Consider the following 14,734-nt stretch of genomic DNA (forward strand, 5'->3'; position numbering starts at 1 on the left):
GACTGCGCGCACTCGAGCACACCCCCGTCGAGATCGCCAGGCGGATCTGGAATCGCCCGCCCGAGCAGCGACTGGCCTTCATTCTCGTCGCGCCCGCGGCGACCCTGATGCTGGCGGTGACGGCCTATCCGATCGGTTACAGCATCTGGCTGAGCCTGCAGCACAACAATCTGGCCACCCCGAGCGACACCAGGTTCATCGGCCTGGGCAATTACCAAACGATCTTGACCGACCGCTATTGGTGGACAGCGCTGTTGGTGACGCTGGCTATCACGGTGGTTTCGGTGTCGATCGAATTCGTGCTCGGCCTGGCGCTGGCGCTGGTGATGCACCACACCCTGATCGGCAGGGGGCTGGTTCGCACCGCGGTGCTCGTCCCCTACGGCATCGTGACGGTGGTCGCCTCCTACAGCTGGTATTACGCGTGGACGCCGGGAACCGGCTACCTGGCCAACCTGCTGCCGCAGGGCAGTGCGCCGCTGACCCAACAGATCCCGTCGCTGGGCATCGTCGTCATCGCCGAGGTCTGGAAGACGACGCCATTCATGTCGCTGCTGTTGCTGGCCGGGTTGGCGCTGGTGCCAGAGGATTTGCTGAAAGCCGCGCAGGTCGATGGCGCCGGCGCCTGGCGGCGACTGACCAGGATCATGCTGCCGATCATCAAGCCGGCGGTCGTGGTTGCGCTGTTGTTCCGGACCCTGGACGCCTTCCGCATTTTCGACAACATCTATGTGCTGACCGAGGGCAACAACAACACCGGCTCGGTGTCGATCCTGGGCTACGACAACCTGTTCGAAGGCTTCAACGTCGGCCTGGGCTCGGCGATCAGCGTGCTGATCTTTGTCTGCGTCGGCGTCATCGCGCTCATCTTCATCAAGGTGTTCGGCGCCGCGGCACCGGGTGGTGACGTCGATGAACGCTGAGTTGATGGGCGCGCGGCGCACCGCGATATGGGCCGTCATCAACACCGCGGTCGTGGTCTACGCGCTGCTTCCGGTGCTCTGGATTCTCAGCCTGTCACTCAAACCGACGTCAACTGTCAAGGACGGCAAGCTGATTCCGTCGTCGGTGACGCTGGAGAACTATCGCGGTATCTTCCGGGGCGACTTCTTCACTTCGGCTCTGATCAACTCCGTCGGCATCGCGTTGATCGCCACCGCGATCGCGGTGCTGCTGGGCGCGATGGCGGCCTATGCGATCGCGCGGCTGAACTTTCCCGGCAAACGGGTGCTGGTTGGTTGCACGCTGCTGATCACCATGTTCCCGGCGATCTCTCTGGTGACGCCACTGTTCGAAATCGAGCGCGCCGTGGGGCTTTTCGATACCTGGCCCGGGTTGATCCTGCCCTACATCACCTTCGCCTTGCCCTTGGCCATCTACACCTTGTCGGCCTTCTTCCGGGAGATCCCCTGGGATCTGGAGAAGGCGGCCAAGATGGACGGCGCGACGCCGGGGCAGGCCTTCCGCAAGATCATCGTGCCGCTGGCGGCGCCCGGACTGGTGACCGCGGCGATCCTGGTGTTCATCTTCGCCTGGAACGACCTGCTGCTGGCGTTGTCGCTGACCGCCACCAAGGCAGCGATCACCGCGCCGGTGGCGATCGCGAACTTCCCCGGCAGTTCGCAATTCGAGGAACCAACTGGATCTATCGCGGCCGGTGCCATTGTGATTACGATCCCGATCATCGTGTTTGTTCTAATCTTCCAACGACGGATTGTCGCCGGGTTGACCTCAGGCGCCGTGAAGGGATAACGCGATGGCCGAGATCGTGCTGGAGCACGTCAACAAGAGTTACCCCAACGGGATGACGGCGGTGAAAGACCTGAACCTCACCATCGCCGACGGCGAATTCCTGATCCTGGTCGGCCCGTCCGGCTGCGGCAAGACCACGACGCTGAATATGATTGCTGGACTTGAGGATATCTCGTCGGGCGAGCTGCGCATCGGCGGCGAACGAGTCAACGAGAAGGCGCCGAAGGACCGCGATATCGCGATGGTGTTTCAGTCCTACGCGCTGTATCCGCACATGACCGTTCGGCAGAACATCGCGTTTCCGCTGACCCTGGCGAAGATGAAAAAAGCCGATATCGCCCAGAAGGTCTCCGAGACGGCCAAAATCCTCGACCTGACCGAGCTTCTGGACCGCAAGCCTTCCCAGTTGTCGGGTGGGCAACGGCAGCGGGTCGCGATGGGCCGGGCCATCGTGCGCCACCCCAAGGCGTTCTTGATGGACGAGCCGCTGTCAAACCTGGACGCCAAGCTGCGGGTGCAGATGCGCGGCGAGATCGCCCGGCTGCAGCGCCGGCTGGGCGCCACCACCGTCTACGTCACCCACGACCAGACCGAGGCGATGACGCTGGGCGACCGCGTGGTGGTGATGCACGGGGGAGTTGCGCAGCAGATCGGCACTCCCGAGGAGCTGTACGAGCGTCCTGCGAATCTCTTTGTCGCGGGGTTCATCGGCTCGCCTCCGATGAATTTCTTCCCCGGCACACTGACGCCGACCGGACTGACCCTGCCCTTCGGTGAGGTGATGCTGACGCCGGAAGTCCTGGAAGTGATCGCGGCGCACCCGAAACCGGAAAACGTCATCGTCGGGGTGCGGCCCGAACATCTGGCCGATGCCGCCCTGATCGACGGCTATCAGCGCATCAGGGCGACAACCCTCGAGGTGAGGGTGGAGCTGGTCGAATCGCTGGGGGCCGACAAGTACGTGTACTTCACCACCGCGGGGTGCGACGTGCATTCAGCGCAGCTCGACGAGCTGGCCGCCGAGTCTGAGGTAGTCGAAAACCAGTTTGTGGCAAGGGTTCCCGCCGAGTCCAAGGCTGCCATCGGTCAGTCGGTCGAATTGGCCTTCGACACCGGGAAGCTCGCCGTCTTCGACGCCGACTCCGGAACGAACCTGACCGTCGCCGGGGCACCCGCAGCCCAGTGACACAAATCCTGGACCAGGTGCGGGCACACCTGCGCGATTACTTCACCAAGGCAGGCGCCACCGGGGAGTGGGGTGAGCCCGATTCGGCGAGCGTGACGTTTTTGGGTACCGAACCCATTGAGGTGCAGCGGTTCCGCTGCGCGGACGGATTGGTGCAGTACGTGTCGCTGGGATGCTCGCGCCATCCGATGGGTGATCCCACCGAAATCGTCGTCGATCGCCACCACGGCCCGCGCGCCGAGGTTGCGCTGTGCCTGCGAGATCCCGGACCGGCCACCGGTATTGCCCGCAGCGTGGCGATACTAGCCGCTTCGCCGGCGGTCGACGGTGTGGTGCTCGGCGTCGACGCACTGATCGACCTCGGCTCGCCGCTGTGGGCATGGCCATCGCGACGAGTGCCCTTCACAGCTGTCCTGTTGGGCCGCAGCGACATTCCGGATCTACCGCCGGAGCCGCCGCGTGACCCGGTGACTTTTCTGTCGGCGACGCCGATCACCGCGACCGAGGCGGCGTGGGTGCGGCTCAAGGGCGCCGAGGCCATGCGACAGGCCTGGCAGAGCGACGGCGTGGACGTGCTGGACCCGAATCGCCGTGCGGCACAACCGAACTGACGTGTTGCGACCGCTCCGGAGCGCAGACTCGGCAGAGTTAAAGCCAGTTGTTCCTGCGGAATTGGAAATACAGGATCAGGCAGGAGACCGTCATAAAGGCCATGACCCCCGGGTAACCCCACGTCCAGTCCAGCTCGGGCATGAAATGGAAGTTCATCCCGTAGATCGCGGCAACCGCGGTGGGCAGCGCCGCGATACCGGCCCAGGCGGCCATCTTGCGCATGTCGTTGTTCTGCTGCATGCCGACGCGGGCCAGCGCCGCCTGCACCAGCGAGTTGAGCATGTCGTCGTAGCTGGCGATCTGGTCTGCGGCCTCGGAGTGGTGGTCGCCGACGTCGCGCAGGTAGCGCCGCAATTCCTTGGAGATCAATTCCTTGTATTCCACCTGGATTCGATGGAATGCGATAGACAGCGGGTTGACGCAACGGCGTAGTTCGACGACCTCACGCTTGAGCATGTAAATCGGTTCGATGTCGAGCTTGCGGCCCGGGGCAAACGCCACTTCCTCGATGCTGTCGATATCGGCTTCCACCAGCGTGGACACCTCGAGGTAGTGATCCACCACGTGATCGGCGATCGCGTGCATGACCGCGTACGGGCCCAGCGCCAGCTGCTCGATGTCGGTTTCCATCCGCTTGCGCACGTCGGCCAGCCCGCTGTGTTCGCCATGGCGGACCGTGACCACGAAATCCTTGCCAACGAAGATCATCACCTCGCCGGTTTCCACGATCTCTCGCGCCAGCGCCACCGATTCGTGCGGGACGTAGTTGACGGTCTTCAGCACAAGGAACAGCGTGTCGTCGTAGCGCTCCAGCTTGGGTCGTTGATGGGCGCACACGGCGTCTTCGACAGCCAGTGGGTGCAGCCCGAAGACCTCTGCGACCTCTGTCATCTGGGTCTCGTCCGGCTCGTGCAGACCAACCCAGACGAACGCTTCGTTCCCGAACATTTCGATCTGCTGCACTTTGCTGTGTGCGGCGGCGTAGGTGAACTTCCCGGGCAGCCGCTGACCTGCGACGTAGACCGCGCAGTCGATCAGGGCTTCGTGTGGGGGAGGTGGTTCAGCAGCGGGTTGTGGTTCCGGTTCGTGCGCGATCGTTCGAAGCGCTTCCGGTAATGCGTCGAAACCCTCGAACACCTCAACCTCCTATCGCAGCGCAGGTCTGGCCAAGCGGTGCTCAATGCTACGCGTTCGGCCAGAACGCAGCATGAAGAGTGTGTGGTGGCCGCGCGCCGGGGAAACCCGCGGGTGCGCTAGTTTCGAGCACGACCGAAACTCTCTGTCCAAGGAGTAAATCGAAGTGAGCGCAAGTCCTCTGAAGGTCGCCGTCACCGGCGCCGCCGGCCAGATCGGCTACAGCCTGTTGTTCCGCCTCGCTAGCGGCTCGCTGCTGGGGCCGGATCGCCCGATCGAGCTGCGGCTGCTCGAGATCGAGCCCGCGCTCAAGGCCCTCGAGGGCGTCGTGATGGAGCTCGATGACTGCGCGTTTCCGCTGCTGGCGGGTGTCGAGATCGGTGCGGACGCGAACAAGATCTTCGATGGTGTGAACCTGGCCCTGCTGGTGGGCGCCAGGCCGCGCGGCCCGGGCATGGAGCGCGGCGACCTGCTCTCGGCCAACGGCGCGATCTTCACCGCCCAGGGCAAGGCGCTGAACTCCGTCGCCGCCGACGACGTCCGCGTGGGTGTGACCGGCAACCCGGCCAACACCAACGCGCTGATCGCGCTGAGCAACGCACCCGACATCCCCAGTGAGCGTTTCTCGGCGCTCACCCGTTTGGACCACAACCGGGCGATCTCGCAGCTGGCCAAGAAGACGGGTGCCGCCGTCACCGACATCAAGAAGATCACCATCTGGGGCAATCACTCGGCCACCCAGTACCCCGACATCTTCCACGCCGAGGTCGGTGGCAAGAACGCGGCCGAGGTCGTCAACGACCAGGACTGGATCGAGAACGATTTCATCCCGACCGTCGCCAAGCGCGGCGCGGCGATCATCGATGCGCGCGGCGCCTCGTCGGCGGCCTCGGCCGCCTCGGCGACCGTCGACGCCGCCCGGTCCTGGCTGCTGGGCAGCCCGAAGGACGACTGGGTGTCGATGGCCGTCCTGTCGGACGGTTCCTACGGGGTGCCGGAGGGGATCGTGTCGTCGTTCCCGGTGACCACCAAGGACGGCAACTGGACGATCGTCAGCGGCCTGGAGATCGACGACTTCTCCCGCGCCCGGATCGACAAGACCACCGCCGAATTGGCCGACGAGCGCAAAGCGGTGACCGAGCTCGGTCTGATCTGAGGCCCACCGGCAGAGTCAGCGCGTCACCACTGGTCAGACCCAGTCGATTAGGGCTACTAATGGGTTAGTCAGTACCCTGGGCGCGTGTCCGAAATCGTGCCGCCACAGCTCGTCATCGGTGACGACGAGATCTTCGAGGCCCACGTAGGTGGGAAGCTTTCGGTCGGGATGAAGGCCCCGCTAGACACGCAGCGCGCGTTGTCGATCGCCTACACTCCCGGCGTCGCGCAGGTCAGTCGGGCGATCGCCGCCGACCACACCCTGGCCGACCGCTACACGTGGGCGAACCGGCTGGTCGCCGTGATCAGCGACGGCAGCGCGGTCCTGGGTCTCGGCGACATCGGACCGGCCGCGGCGCTGCCGGTGATGGAGGGCAAGTGCGCGCTGTTCAAGCAGTTCGCCGATCTGGACGCGATCCCGATCGTGCTGGACACCAAGGATCCCGACGCGATCGTCGAAACCCTGGTACGACTGCGCCCCACCTTCGGCGCCGTGAACCTCGAGGACATCTCCGCGCCCCGCTGCTTCGAGATCGAACGACGAGTCATCGAAGCGCTGGACTGCCCGGTGATGCACGACGACCAGCACGGCACGGCGATCGTCGTGCTGGCGGCGCTGATGGGCGCCAGCAAGTTGCTCGGCCGCGATATGGGCTCGATGCGGGTGGTGGTCTCGGGCGCCGGGGCCGCGGGTGTTGCCTGCTCGAAACTTCTTCTCGCCATGGGGGTTTCGGACATCACGGTGCTCGATTCGCGCGGCATCCTGCATGCCGGCCGCGAGGATATGAACATCGTCAAGACCGATCTGGCGCGCAGCAGTAATCCCCGCGGTCTCACCGGCGGCATGGTGGAAGCGCTCAAGGAGGCCGACGTGTTTCTCGGGGTGTCGGCCGGTGTCGTCCCCGAGGAGCTGATCGCCACCATGGCGCCCGATTGCGTCGTGTTCGCGCTGTCGAACCCCGACCCCGAGATCCACCCCGACGTCGCGGCCAAATACGCCGCCGTGGTGGCCACGGGTCGCAGCGATTTCCCCAACCAGATCAACAATGTGCTGGCGTTCCCCGGGGTATTCCGCGGCGCGCTGGATGCCGGGGCGCGGCGGATCACGGAAAAGATGATGGTGGCCGCAGCGGAGGCGATCTTCGCCGTCGTGAGCGACGACCTCGCGCCCGACCGGATCGTGCCGAGCCCGCTGGACCTGCGCGTCGGCCCGGCAGTGGCCCAAGCGGTGGCAGACAGCGCGGAGTGAAAACCGGCAAGCTGGCTGCGCTTCTGCTCGCCGTCGCGCTCGCTGTCCCGTTCTGCGCCGGCTGTACGGGCGGAGCCGGCGACCATCGCGGCGTGCCCGCACTGGTGGTCGGTTCCACCAACGACGCCTTCTCGAGGCTGCTGGCCGCCGTCTACCTCGCGGCGCTGCGGTCCTACGGTTTCGCCGCGCAACCCGAGACCGCGCCGGACCCGATGGCCCAACTGGACTCCGGCGCCTTCACCGTCACTCCCGCCTTCACCGGCCAGACGTTGCAGACTCTGCAACCCGGCGCCATGGCGCTGTCGGACGCGCAGGTCTACCGCGAGATGGTGTCGGCGCTACCCGAGGGCGTCGCCGCGGGGGACTACGCCACGGCTGCAGAAGACAAACCCGTGCTGCTGGTGACGCAATCCACCGCCAAAGCCTGGGGTGGCCAGGACCGCAGCGCGGATCTGAGCACGCTGGGAAAACACTGCGATGGGCTGGCTGTCGGGATCGTCACCGGCCGCCAAGCGCCTGCGTTGGTCGGCACCTGCCGACCGCCCGCTCCGCGCGAATTCCCGGATGAGACAACGATGTTCGCGGCGGTGCGCGCGGGGGAAGTGACCGCGGGGTGGACCACCACCGCTGACCCCGCGACTCCGGGGGATCTGGTGCCACTGGTCGACGGCAAACCCGCGCTGATCCGGGCGCAGAACGTGGTGCCGCTCTACCGCCGCAACGTGCTGACCGATCGGCAGGTGCTGGCGATCAACGAAGTGGCGGGCGTGCTGGACACCGCGGCCCTGGCCGACATGCGCCGCCAAGTCGCCGGCGGAGCAGATCCGCAGGCGGTCGCCGGCGGATGGCTCGCCGAACACCCGCTGGGGCGCTGAGGACCTATCGCTTGGTCGAAGTGAACCGGTGCGCGACGGGGCCGAATAACCGCTGATATCCCGGGCCCGTCAGCCGCACCAACAGATCCAGGACCTTGGCGTCCGTGCCGACCAACACCCGAGCCTTGTTCTTGCGAACGCCCGCCAAGATGACTTGTGCGGCTCGCTCCGGGGTGGTGCTGGCCATCCGCTTGTCGAACACCTTGGCCAGCTGTGCCGCGTCGATTCCCTCGGCGGCGGTGGCGTTGCGCGCGATCCCGGTCTTGATGCCGCCCGGGTGCACCGTGGTCACCCGCACCGGGTGGCCGGCGACCACCATCTCCTGGCGCAGCGCCTCGGTGAAGCCGCGGACGGCGAACTTGGCCGCGTTGTACGCCGCCTGACTCGGCACGGCGAACAACCCGAACACGCTGGAGACGTTGATGACGTGGCCGTCCCCGGACGCGATCAGGTGGGGGAGAAAGACCTTGGTGCCGTTGACGACGCCCCAATAGTCGACGTCCATCACCCGTTCGATGTCCTTGAACTGGCTGACTTCGATGTCGCCGGTGAACGCAATGCCGGCGTTGTTGTAGATCTGGTTGACCTTGCCGAAGTGCTCGTTGACCGCGTCGGCGTAGGCCAGGAAGGCCTCGCGCTCGGTCACGTCGAGTCGATCGGTTTTTACCGGAGCGCCGATGGCCTTCACCTGTTGCTCGGTTTGCGCCAGTCCCTCGGTATCGACGTCACTGATCGCGAGCTTGGCACCCGAGCGGGCGAGTTCGACGGCCAGCGCCTGGCCGATACCCGAACCCGCGCCAGTGACCACGGCGACCTTGTCAGCGAAACCCTGCATGTGCACCCTCCCTCGTGTCCACACTTGCCGCCAGGTTACCGGTACCAGCGGTCCCGGGTAGCAGCGGGTGGCTGGCGAAGCGGGAGGTCTGCTGGGCCGCGCCGGAATCCGGGTATCAGGACTTGCGCGCGAGGAGCCCGCGTACGAAGGTCGCCAATCGGCCCAGCCGGGTCGGGCCGCCGAACATCAGCTCGCCGTATCGCGCACCGAACAGCCGCACCATCAGGTCCGCGGCTCTGGCGTCCGAGCCGATCAGCACCCGGCCCTTGTTCTTACCCACCGCGGCCAAGATGGCGCGGGCGGCCTGCTCCGGAGTGGTCTTGGCCACCTGCTGGTCGAAGTTTTCGAGGACCTGGTCCTGGTCGAGTCCCATGCCCTCGGCGATGACGGCGTTGGTACCGAAAGAGGTCTTGATGCCGCCCGGGTGTACCACGGTCACCCCCACCGGGTAGCCGGCCACCACCATCTCCTGGCGCAGCGCCTCGGTGAAGCCGCGGACGGCGAACTTGGCCGAGACGTAGGCGGGCTGACCCGGCAGCGCCATCAACCCGAGCACGCTGGAGATATTGACGATGTGGCCGTCCCCGGACGCGATCAAGTGTGGGAGAAAGGCTTTGGTGCCGTTGACCACACCCCAGAAGTCGACGTCCATCACCTGTTCGATGTCCTTGAACCGGCTGAACTCAATGGTGCTGATGTAGGTGATGCCGGCGTTGTTGTAGATCTGGTTGACCTTGCCGAAGTGCTCGTTGACCGCGTCGGCGTAGGCCAGGAAGGCCTCGCGCTCGGTCACGTCGAGTCGGTCGACTTTGACCGGAGCGCCGATGGCCTTCAGCTGTTGCTCGGTCTGCGCCAGTCCCTCGGCATTAACGTCGCTGATCGCCAGGCTCGCACCGGAACGGGCGAGCTCGACGGCCAGCGCCTGGCCGATACCCGAACCCGCGCCAGTGACCACGGCGACTTTGCCGGCGAACTTTGACATGTGCACCCTTTCTCAAGTCCGCCCCATCCGTCGAGGTTAGCGGGTATCAGGAGCGGTCCAGGGGTGCGTTGGCAAATCTCACCCGAAGGCGGTGTCGAGTATCTCCTGTTGCTCGACAGCGTGCACCTTCGACGAACCCGAGGAGGGAGCCGACATGGCCCGGCGCGAGATGCGCTTGATCCCGCTCAACTTGTCCGGCAGCACCTCGGGCAGCGTCAAGCCCAACGACGGCCATGCGCCCTGATTGGCCGGCTCCTCCTGGACCCAGAAGAACTCGTTGGCGTCTGGGTAGCGCTCCAACGTGTCCTCCAGCCGGCGCCGCGGCAGGGGGGCGAGCTGCTCGAGGCGCACGATGGCGACGTCGTCGCGGTTGTCCTTGGCCTTGCGTGCGGCCAGCTCGTAGTAGATCTTGCCGCTGGTCAGCAGGATTCGGGTGACCTTGCTGCGGTCGCCGATGCCGTCCTCGTAGCTGGGCTCCTCGAGCACCGAGCGGAACTTGATCTCGGTGAAGTCCCGGATGTCGCTGACCGCCGCCTTGTTGCGCAGCATCGACTTCGGCGTGAACACGATCAGCGGGCGCATCACCCCGTCCAGGGCGTGCCGGCGCAGCAGGTGGAAGTAGTTCGCCGGCGTCGACGGCACCGCGATCGTCATCGAACCCTCGGCCCACAGCTGCAAGAAGCGTTCGATCCGGCCGGAGGTGTGGTCAGGCCCCTGCCCCTCGTGACCGTGCGGCAGCAGCAGGACGACGGTCGACAGCTGGCCCCATTTAGCCTCGCCGGAGCTGATGAACTCGTCGATGATCGACTGCGCCCCGTTGACGAAGTCGCCGAACTGTCCCTCCCACAGCACCACGGCATCCGGGTTGCCCACGGTGTAGCCGTATTCGAAGCCGACAGCGGCGTACTCCGACAGCGGCGAGTCGTAGACCAGGAACTTGCCGCCGGACGGGCTGCCGTCCTTGTTGGTCGCCAGCAGCTGCAACGGGGTGAACTCGTCGCAGTTGTTGCGGTCGATGATCACCGAATGCCGTTGGGAGAAGGTGCCGCGCCGGGTGTCTTGTCCCGACAGGCGCACCAGCTTGCCCTCGGCCACTAGCGATCCCAGCGCCAGCAGCTCGCCGAAGGCCCAGTCGATCTTGCCTTCGTAAGCCATCTCCCGGCGCCTTTCCAGCACCGGTTGGACCCGCGGGTGGGCGGTGAATCCCTCGGGGACGGCAAGGAACGCGTCGCCGATGCGGGCCAGCAGCGACTTGTCCACCGCGGTGTCCAGCCCCGCGGGAATCATCTGGTCCGCCTCGACCGATTCGCTCGCCTTCGCGCCGTGCTTCTCCAGGTCGCGGACCTCGTTGAACACCCGCTCCAGCTGGCCCTGGTAGTCGCGCAGCGCGTCCTCGGCTTCCTTCATCGAGATGTCGCCGCGGCCGATCAGGGCTTCGGTGTAGGTCTTGCGGGCCCCGCGCTTGGTGTCGACGACGTCGTACATGTAGGGGTTCGTCATCGACGGGTCGTCGCCCTCGTTGTGCCCGCGCCGGCGGTAGCACAGCATGTCGATGATGACGTCTTTCCTGAACTTCTGGCGGAAGTCAACGGCCAGCCGCGCGACCCACGCGCACGCTTCCGGGTCGTCGCCGTTGACGTGGAAGATCGGCGCACCGATCATCTTGGCGACGTCGGTGCAGTACTCGCTGGACCGGGAAAACTCCGGTGCGGTGGTGAAGCCGATCTGGTTGTTGACGATGAGGTGGATGGTGCCGCCGACGCGGTAGCCCGGCAGGTTTGCCAGGTTCAGCGTCTCGGCGACCACACCCTGGCCGGCGAAGGCGGCATCACCGTGCAGCATCAGCGGCACCACCGCGAAGCTCTTGCCCCCGTCGTCGTCGGCACCCCGGTCCAGCAGGTCCTGCTTGGCCCGCACCAGGCCCTCCAGCACCGGGTCCACGGCCTCCAGGTGCGACGGGTTGGCGGTCAGCGAAACCTGAAGGTCGTTGTCGCCGAACATCTGCAGGTACACACCGGTGGCGCCGAGGTGGTATTTGACGTCGCCGGAACCGTGCGCCTGGGACGGGTTCAGGTTGCCCTCGAACTCACTGAAGATCTGCGAGTACGGCTTTCCGACGATATTGGCCAGCACGTTGAGCCGGCCGCGGTGCGGCATCGCGATGACCACTTCGTCCAGGCCGTGCTCGGCGCACTGGTCGATGGCCGCGTCCATCAGCGGGATCTGGCTTTCGGCGCCTTCCAGCGAGAACCGCTTCTGCCCGACGTACTTGGTCTGCAGGAACGTCTCGAACGCCTCGGCGGCGTTGAGCTTGCTCAGGATGTATTTCTGTTCGGCCACAGTGGGTTTGACGTGTTTGGTCTCGACCCGCTCTTCCAGCCATTGCTGTTGTTCGGGCTCGAGGATGTGGGTGTATTCCACGCCGATGTGGCGGCAGTAGGCGTCGCGCAACAGGCCCAGCACGTCGCGCAGCTTCTTGTACTCGCAGCCGGCAAAACCGTTGACCTTGAACACCCGGTCGAGATCCCACAGCGTCAGGCCGTGATTGAGGATTTCGAGATCGGGGTGGCTGCGGAACCGGCTGGTGTCCAACCGCAACGGGTCGATGTCGGCCATCAGGTGGCCGCGGTTGCGATAGGCCGCGATCAACTCCATGACTCGGGCGTTCTTGTCGACGATCGAATCCGGGTTGTCGGTACTCCAGCGCACCGGCAGGTACGGGTTGCCCAGCTCACGGAAGATGTCGTCCCAGAACGTATCCGAGAGCAGCATTTCGTGGATGGTGCGCAGGAAGTCGCCGGACTCCGCGCCCTGGATGATGCGGTGGTCGTAGGTCGACGTCAGGGTGATCAGCTTGCCGATGCCCAGCTCGGCGATGCGCTCCTCGCTGGCCCCCTGGAACTCGGCGGGGTATTCCATCGCGCCGACACCGATGATGGCGCCCTGGCCGGCCATCAGCCGCGGCACCGAGTGCACGGTGCCGATGGTGCCGGGGTTGGTCAGCGAAATCGTCACTCCGGCAAAGTCTTCGGCGGTCAGCTTGCCGTCGCGGGCGCGGCGCACGATGTCCTCGTAGGCGGAGACGAATTCCGCGAAGCGCAATTCCTCGCAGCGCCTGATGCCGGCCACCACCAGCGAGCGCTTGCCGTCTTTGCCCCGCAGGTCGATGGCCAGGCCGAGATTGGTGTGCGCCGGGGTGATGGCGTTGGGCTTACCGTCGACCTCGGCGAAGTGCCGGTTCATGTTCGGGAACTTCTTGACGGCCTGCACCAGCGCGTAGCCCAGCAGATGGGTGAACGAGATCTTGCCGCCGCGAGTGCGTTTGAGTTGGTTGTTGACAACGATCCGGTTGTCGATCATCAGCTTGGCCGGAACGGCCCGGACGCTGGTGGCCGTCGGCACATCGAGCGACGCCGACATGTTCTTGACGACGGCCGCGGCGGCGCCGCGCAGCACCTGCGCCTCGTCGCCTTCGGCCGGCGGGGGCGGAGGCGCCTTCGGGTTGGGTGCGGTGGGAGCAGACGCAGCAGGCGGTGCCGTGCCGGCGCCGTTGCCGGCCGCAGCTGTGCCGGCGGGGTTGACAGGGGCGGGCGCAGGGGCCGGTGGCTCGGCTACGGCGACCGGTGCGGGCGCCGGGGCGGGCGCGGCGGCACTGGTTCTCGGGGTGTCTTGGGCCGCTGAGGCGGTCGGCTCGGGGTTGTAGTCAACCAGGAACTCGTGCCAGCTCGGATCCACCGACGAGGGGTCGTCGCGGAACTTGCGGTACATCTCCTCGACCAGCCATTCATTTTGCCCGAATGGTGAACCTACGTTGCTCACGGCCGCTGTTCGCCTCAATTCTTATGTCCTGCAGGCCCGACGAGATACCTCACACCCGTGGCGGCCCTGCCCGTTTCCGCCCCATAAAGGCTAACCCTTCGCCGCTAATTCGCCAGCGAGACCGCGGAACCGGGGGCCGGACGGCTACTAATTGCTGACTTCGTGGACCGTCGGCAACACGTGCAAGGTGTTCGGCCAGCGGGCCGGCGGGGCGCCGAATGCCCGGCGGGCGTTGCCGACGATCTTCTTGCCCACCATGCGATTGCCGGCGCCGCCGACCGCGGCTCCGATGCCGACGGGCAACATTTTGCCGAACATCAGCGCACCGCGCCGCAGCGCGTACCGCTTGACGAAGTACTTCAGCATTCGCGAGTTCAGCCGCCCCAGCGACGACAGTGGCAGCGAGGCCATGCCCTCGGCCAGCCAACCACCGTTGGTGCGCGCGGGACCGATCAGCTCGCCGATAGCGCGCTTGCTGTCGTCGCCGACCAGGACGGCCAGCACCAGTGCGCGACGCCGCTCACGGTGATCGGCGGGGATGCCGTAGACCACGGCGTTCGCCAGAACGAACACCGCCGTTGCCTCCATAAAGAACACCGTCTCGCCGGCGCCCGCCGACATGGCCGTCAACGTCCCGACCCCGGGGAACGTCGCCGCCGAACCCACGGCGGCACCGCTGGCCGTCAATGCGGTCAGGTAGCGCTTTTCCAGCTTGGTGACGATCTCAGCGGGGCTCGCGCCTGGGTATGCCCGGCGCAACCGGGCCACATAGGCCTGGGCGGCTGGGCCCTGGACCCGCGAGCTGCGCTCGATGACCTGCGCCAATGCGCGCGCGGATGCCTTGGGCCGACCGGAGCCGCCGGGCTCGGTGTTCTCAGGCAATGGCTCAGATCGTTTCAGGGACCACATCCCTGACCTATTGCGTCGCGCGCTCATAGTGCCTCTCCTGCGAATGGCGTTCCTCTCAGGCTAGCCCGTGTTTGCTGAACACGGTGGCAGCCGCGATGCTGCTGAGTTAGCCCGACCGCGGGTGGCCCGGGGGTGCCCGGCCGGTCGGCCAACCCTGAATAATGCAGGCGGGACACAGTCGGTCCCAGTTGTCGGCTGCGGTTGGGGGACCCGCTGGGTGCGGGCG

12 protein-coding genes are annotated in these 14,734 nt (G+C 66.0%); 7 read left to right on the forward strand and 5 right to left on the reverse strand.

Translation table 11 applies throughout. The features are described 5' to 3' along the window. The first annotated feature begins 2 nt into the window (after positions 1-2). From ACTXG5_RS12945 to ACTXG5_RS12960, 4 genes are read left to right on the forward strand one after another with little or no spacing between them, the layout of a single operon-like run. The gene (locus ACTXG5_RS12945) at positions 3-923 is read left to right on the forward strand and encodes a carbohydrate ABC transporter permease (RefSeq protein ID WP_445164397.1); all 921 of its coding nucleotides are present in this window, start codon (positions 3-5) and stop codon (positions 921-923) included. A gap of 4 nt (positions 924-927) precedes the next feature. Then, positions 928-1,752, forward strand: coding sequence for a carbohydrate ABC transporter permease (locus tag ACTXG5_RS12950; RefSeq protein WP_445164398.1), 825 nt, complete (start codon positions 928-930; stop codon positions 1,750-1,752). A gap of 4 nt (positions 1,753-1,756) precedes the next feature. After that, positions 1,757-2,938, forward strand: a complete 1,182-nt coding sequence (locus ACTXG5_RS12955; RefSeq protein WP_445164018.1) for an ABC transporter ATP-binding protein — start codon at positions 1,757-1,759, stop codon at positions 2,936-2,938. Then, positions 2,935-3,549, forward strand: a complete 615-nt coding sequence (locus tag ACTXG5_RS12960) for a suppressor of fused domain protein (RefSeq protein ID WP_445164019.1) — start codon at positions 2,935-2,937, stop codon at positions 3,547-3,549. Before ACTXG5_RS12955 ends, ACTXG5_RS12960 begins: the two co-directional genes overlap by 4 nt. A gap of 37 nt (positions 3,550-3,586) precedes the next feature. On the opposite strand, the gene corA is transcribed toward ACTXG5_RS12960, so the two are convergent. After that, positions 3,587-4,687: a magnesium/cobalt transporter CorA gene (gene corA / locus ACTXG5_RS12965; protein WP_445164020.1), complete on the reverse strand. Its 1,101-nt coding sequence runs from the start codon at positions 4,685-4,687 to the stop codon at positions 3,587-3,589. Between the two features lie 163 nt (positions 4,688-4,850). Here corA and ACTXG5_RS12970 point away from each other — a divergent pair, with 163 nt between their 5' ends. The 3 genes from ACTXG5_RS12970 (at position 4,851) to ACTXG5_RS12980 (ending at position 7,963) form a co-directional block, all read left to right on the forward strand. Next, the gene (locus ACTXG5_RS12970; protein ID WP_445164021.1) at positions 4,851-5,840 is read left to right on the forward strand and encodes a malate dehydrogenase; all 990 of its coding nucleotides are present in this window, start codon (positions 4,851-4,853) and stop codon (positions 5,838-5,840) included. Positions 5,841-5,924: 84 nt separating this feature from the next. Further along, entirely contained in the window at positions 5,925-7,088 is a 1,164-nt protein-coding gene (locus ACTXG5_RS12975; RefSeq protein WP_445164022.1) for an NAD(P)-dependent malic enzyme, read from the forward strand. Next, positions 7,085-7,963, forward strand: coding sequence for a glycine betaine ABC transporter substrate-binding protein (locus ACTXG5_RS12980; protein WP_445164023.1), 879 nt, complete (start codon positions 7,085-7,087; stop codon positions 7,961-7,963). The genes ACTXG5_RS12975 and ACTXG5_RS12980 overlap by 4 nt, the downstream gene beginning before the upstream one ends. Positions 7,964-7,967: 4 nt before the next feature. Here ACTXG5_RS12980 and ACTXG5_RS12985 read toward each other — a convergent pair whose 3' ends face one another. From ACTXG5_RS12985 to ACTXG5_RS13000, 4 genes are all read right to left on the reverse strand, one after another. Next, positions 7,968-8,798 (reverse strand): SDR family NAD(P)-dependent oxidoreductase, encoded by an 831-nt coding sequence (locus tag ACTXG5_RS12985; RefSeq protein WP_445164024.1) that lies wholly within the window; start codon positions 8,796-8,798, stop codon positions 7,968-7,970. 115 nt (positions 8,799-8,913) lie between these two features. Further along, a complete protein-coding gene (locus tag ACTXG5_RS12990; protein ID WP_445164025.1) occupies positions 8,914-9,780 on the reverse strand; it encodes an SDR family NAD(P)-dependent oxidoreductase in 867 nt (288 codons plus the stop codon). 78 nt (positions 9,781-9,858) lie between these two features. Continuing rightward, positions 9,859-13,599 (reverse strand): multifunctional oxoglutarate decarboxylase/oxoglutarate dehydrogenase thiamine pyrophosphate-binding subunit/dihydrolipoyllysine-residue succinyltransferase subunit, encoded by a 3,741-nt coding sequence (locus ACTXG5_RS12995; RefSeq protein WP_445164026.1) that lies wholly within the window; start codon positions 13,597-13,599, stop codon positions 9,859-9,861. A 147-nt stretch (positions 13,600-13,746) separates the two neighbouring features. Further along, positions 13,747-14,508, reverse strand: a complete 762-nt coding sequence (locus tag ACTXG5_RS13000) for a hypothetical protein (protein WP_445164027.1) — start codon at positions 14,506-14,508, stop codon at positions 13,747-13,749. Positions 14,509-14,734 lie beyond the last annotated feature (226 nt).

The sequence above is a fragment of the Mycobacterium sp. Dal123C01 genome (assembly GCF_052566995.1).

What these genes read in the sequence shown, in the direction of transcription:
- ACTXG5_RS13000 (WP_445164027.1), bottom strand. Translation starts at nt 14,508, where the DNA reads ATGTGGTCCCTGAAACGATCTGAGCCATTGCCTGAGAACACCGAGCCC.
- ACTXG5_RS12955 (WP_445164018.1), top strand. Translation starts at nt 1,757, where the DNA reads ATGGCCGAGATCGTGCTGGAGCACGTCAACAAGAGTTACCCCAACGGG.
- ACTXG5_RS12985 (WP_445164024.1), bottom strand. Translation starts at nt 8,798, where the DNA reads ATGCAGGGTTTCGCTGACAAGGTCGCCGTGGTCACTGGCGCGGGTTCG.
- ACTXG5_RS12950 (WP_445164398.1), top strand. Translation starts at nt 928, where the DNA reads ATGGGCGCGCGGCGCACCGCGATATGGGCCGTCATCAACACCGCGGTC.
- ACTXG5_RS12990 (WP_445164025.1), bottom strand. Translation starts at nt 9,780, where the DNA reads ATGTCAAAGTTCGCCGGCAAAGTCGCCGTGGTCACTGGCGCGGGTTCG.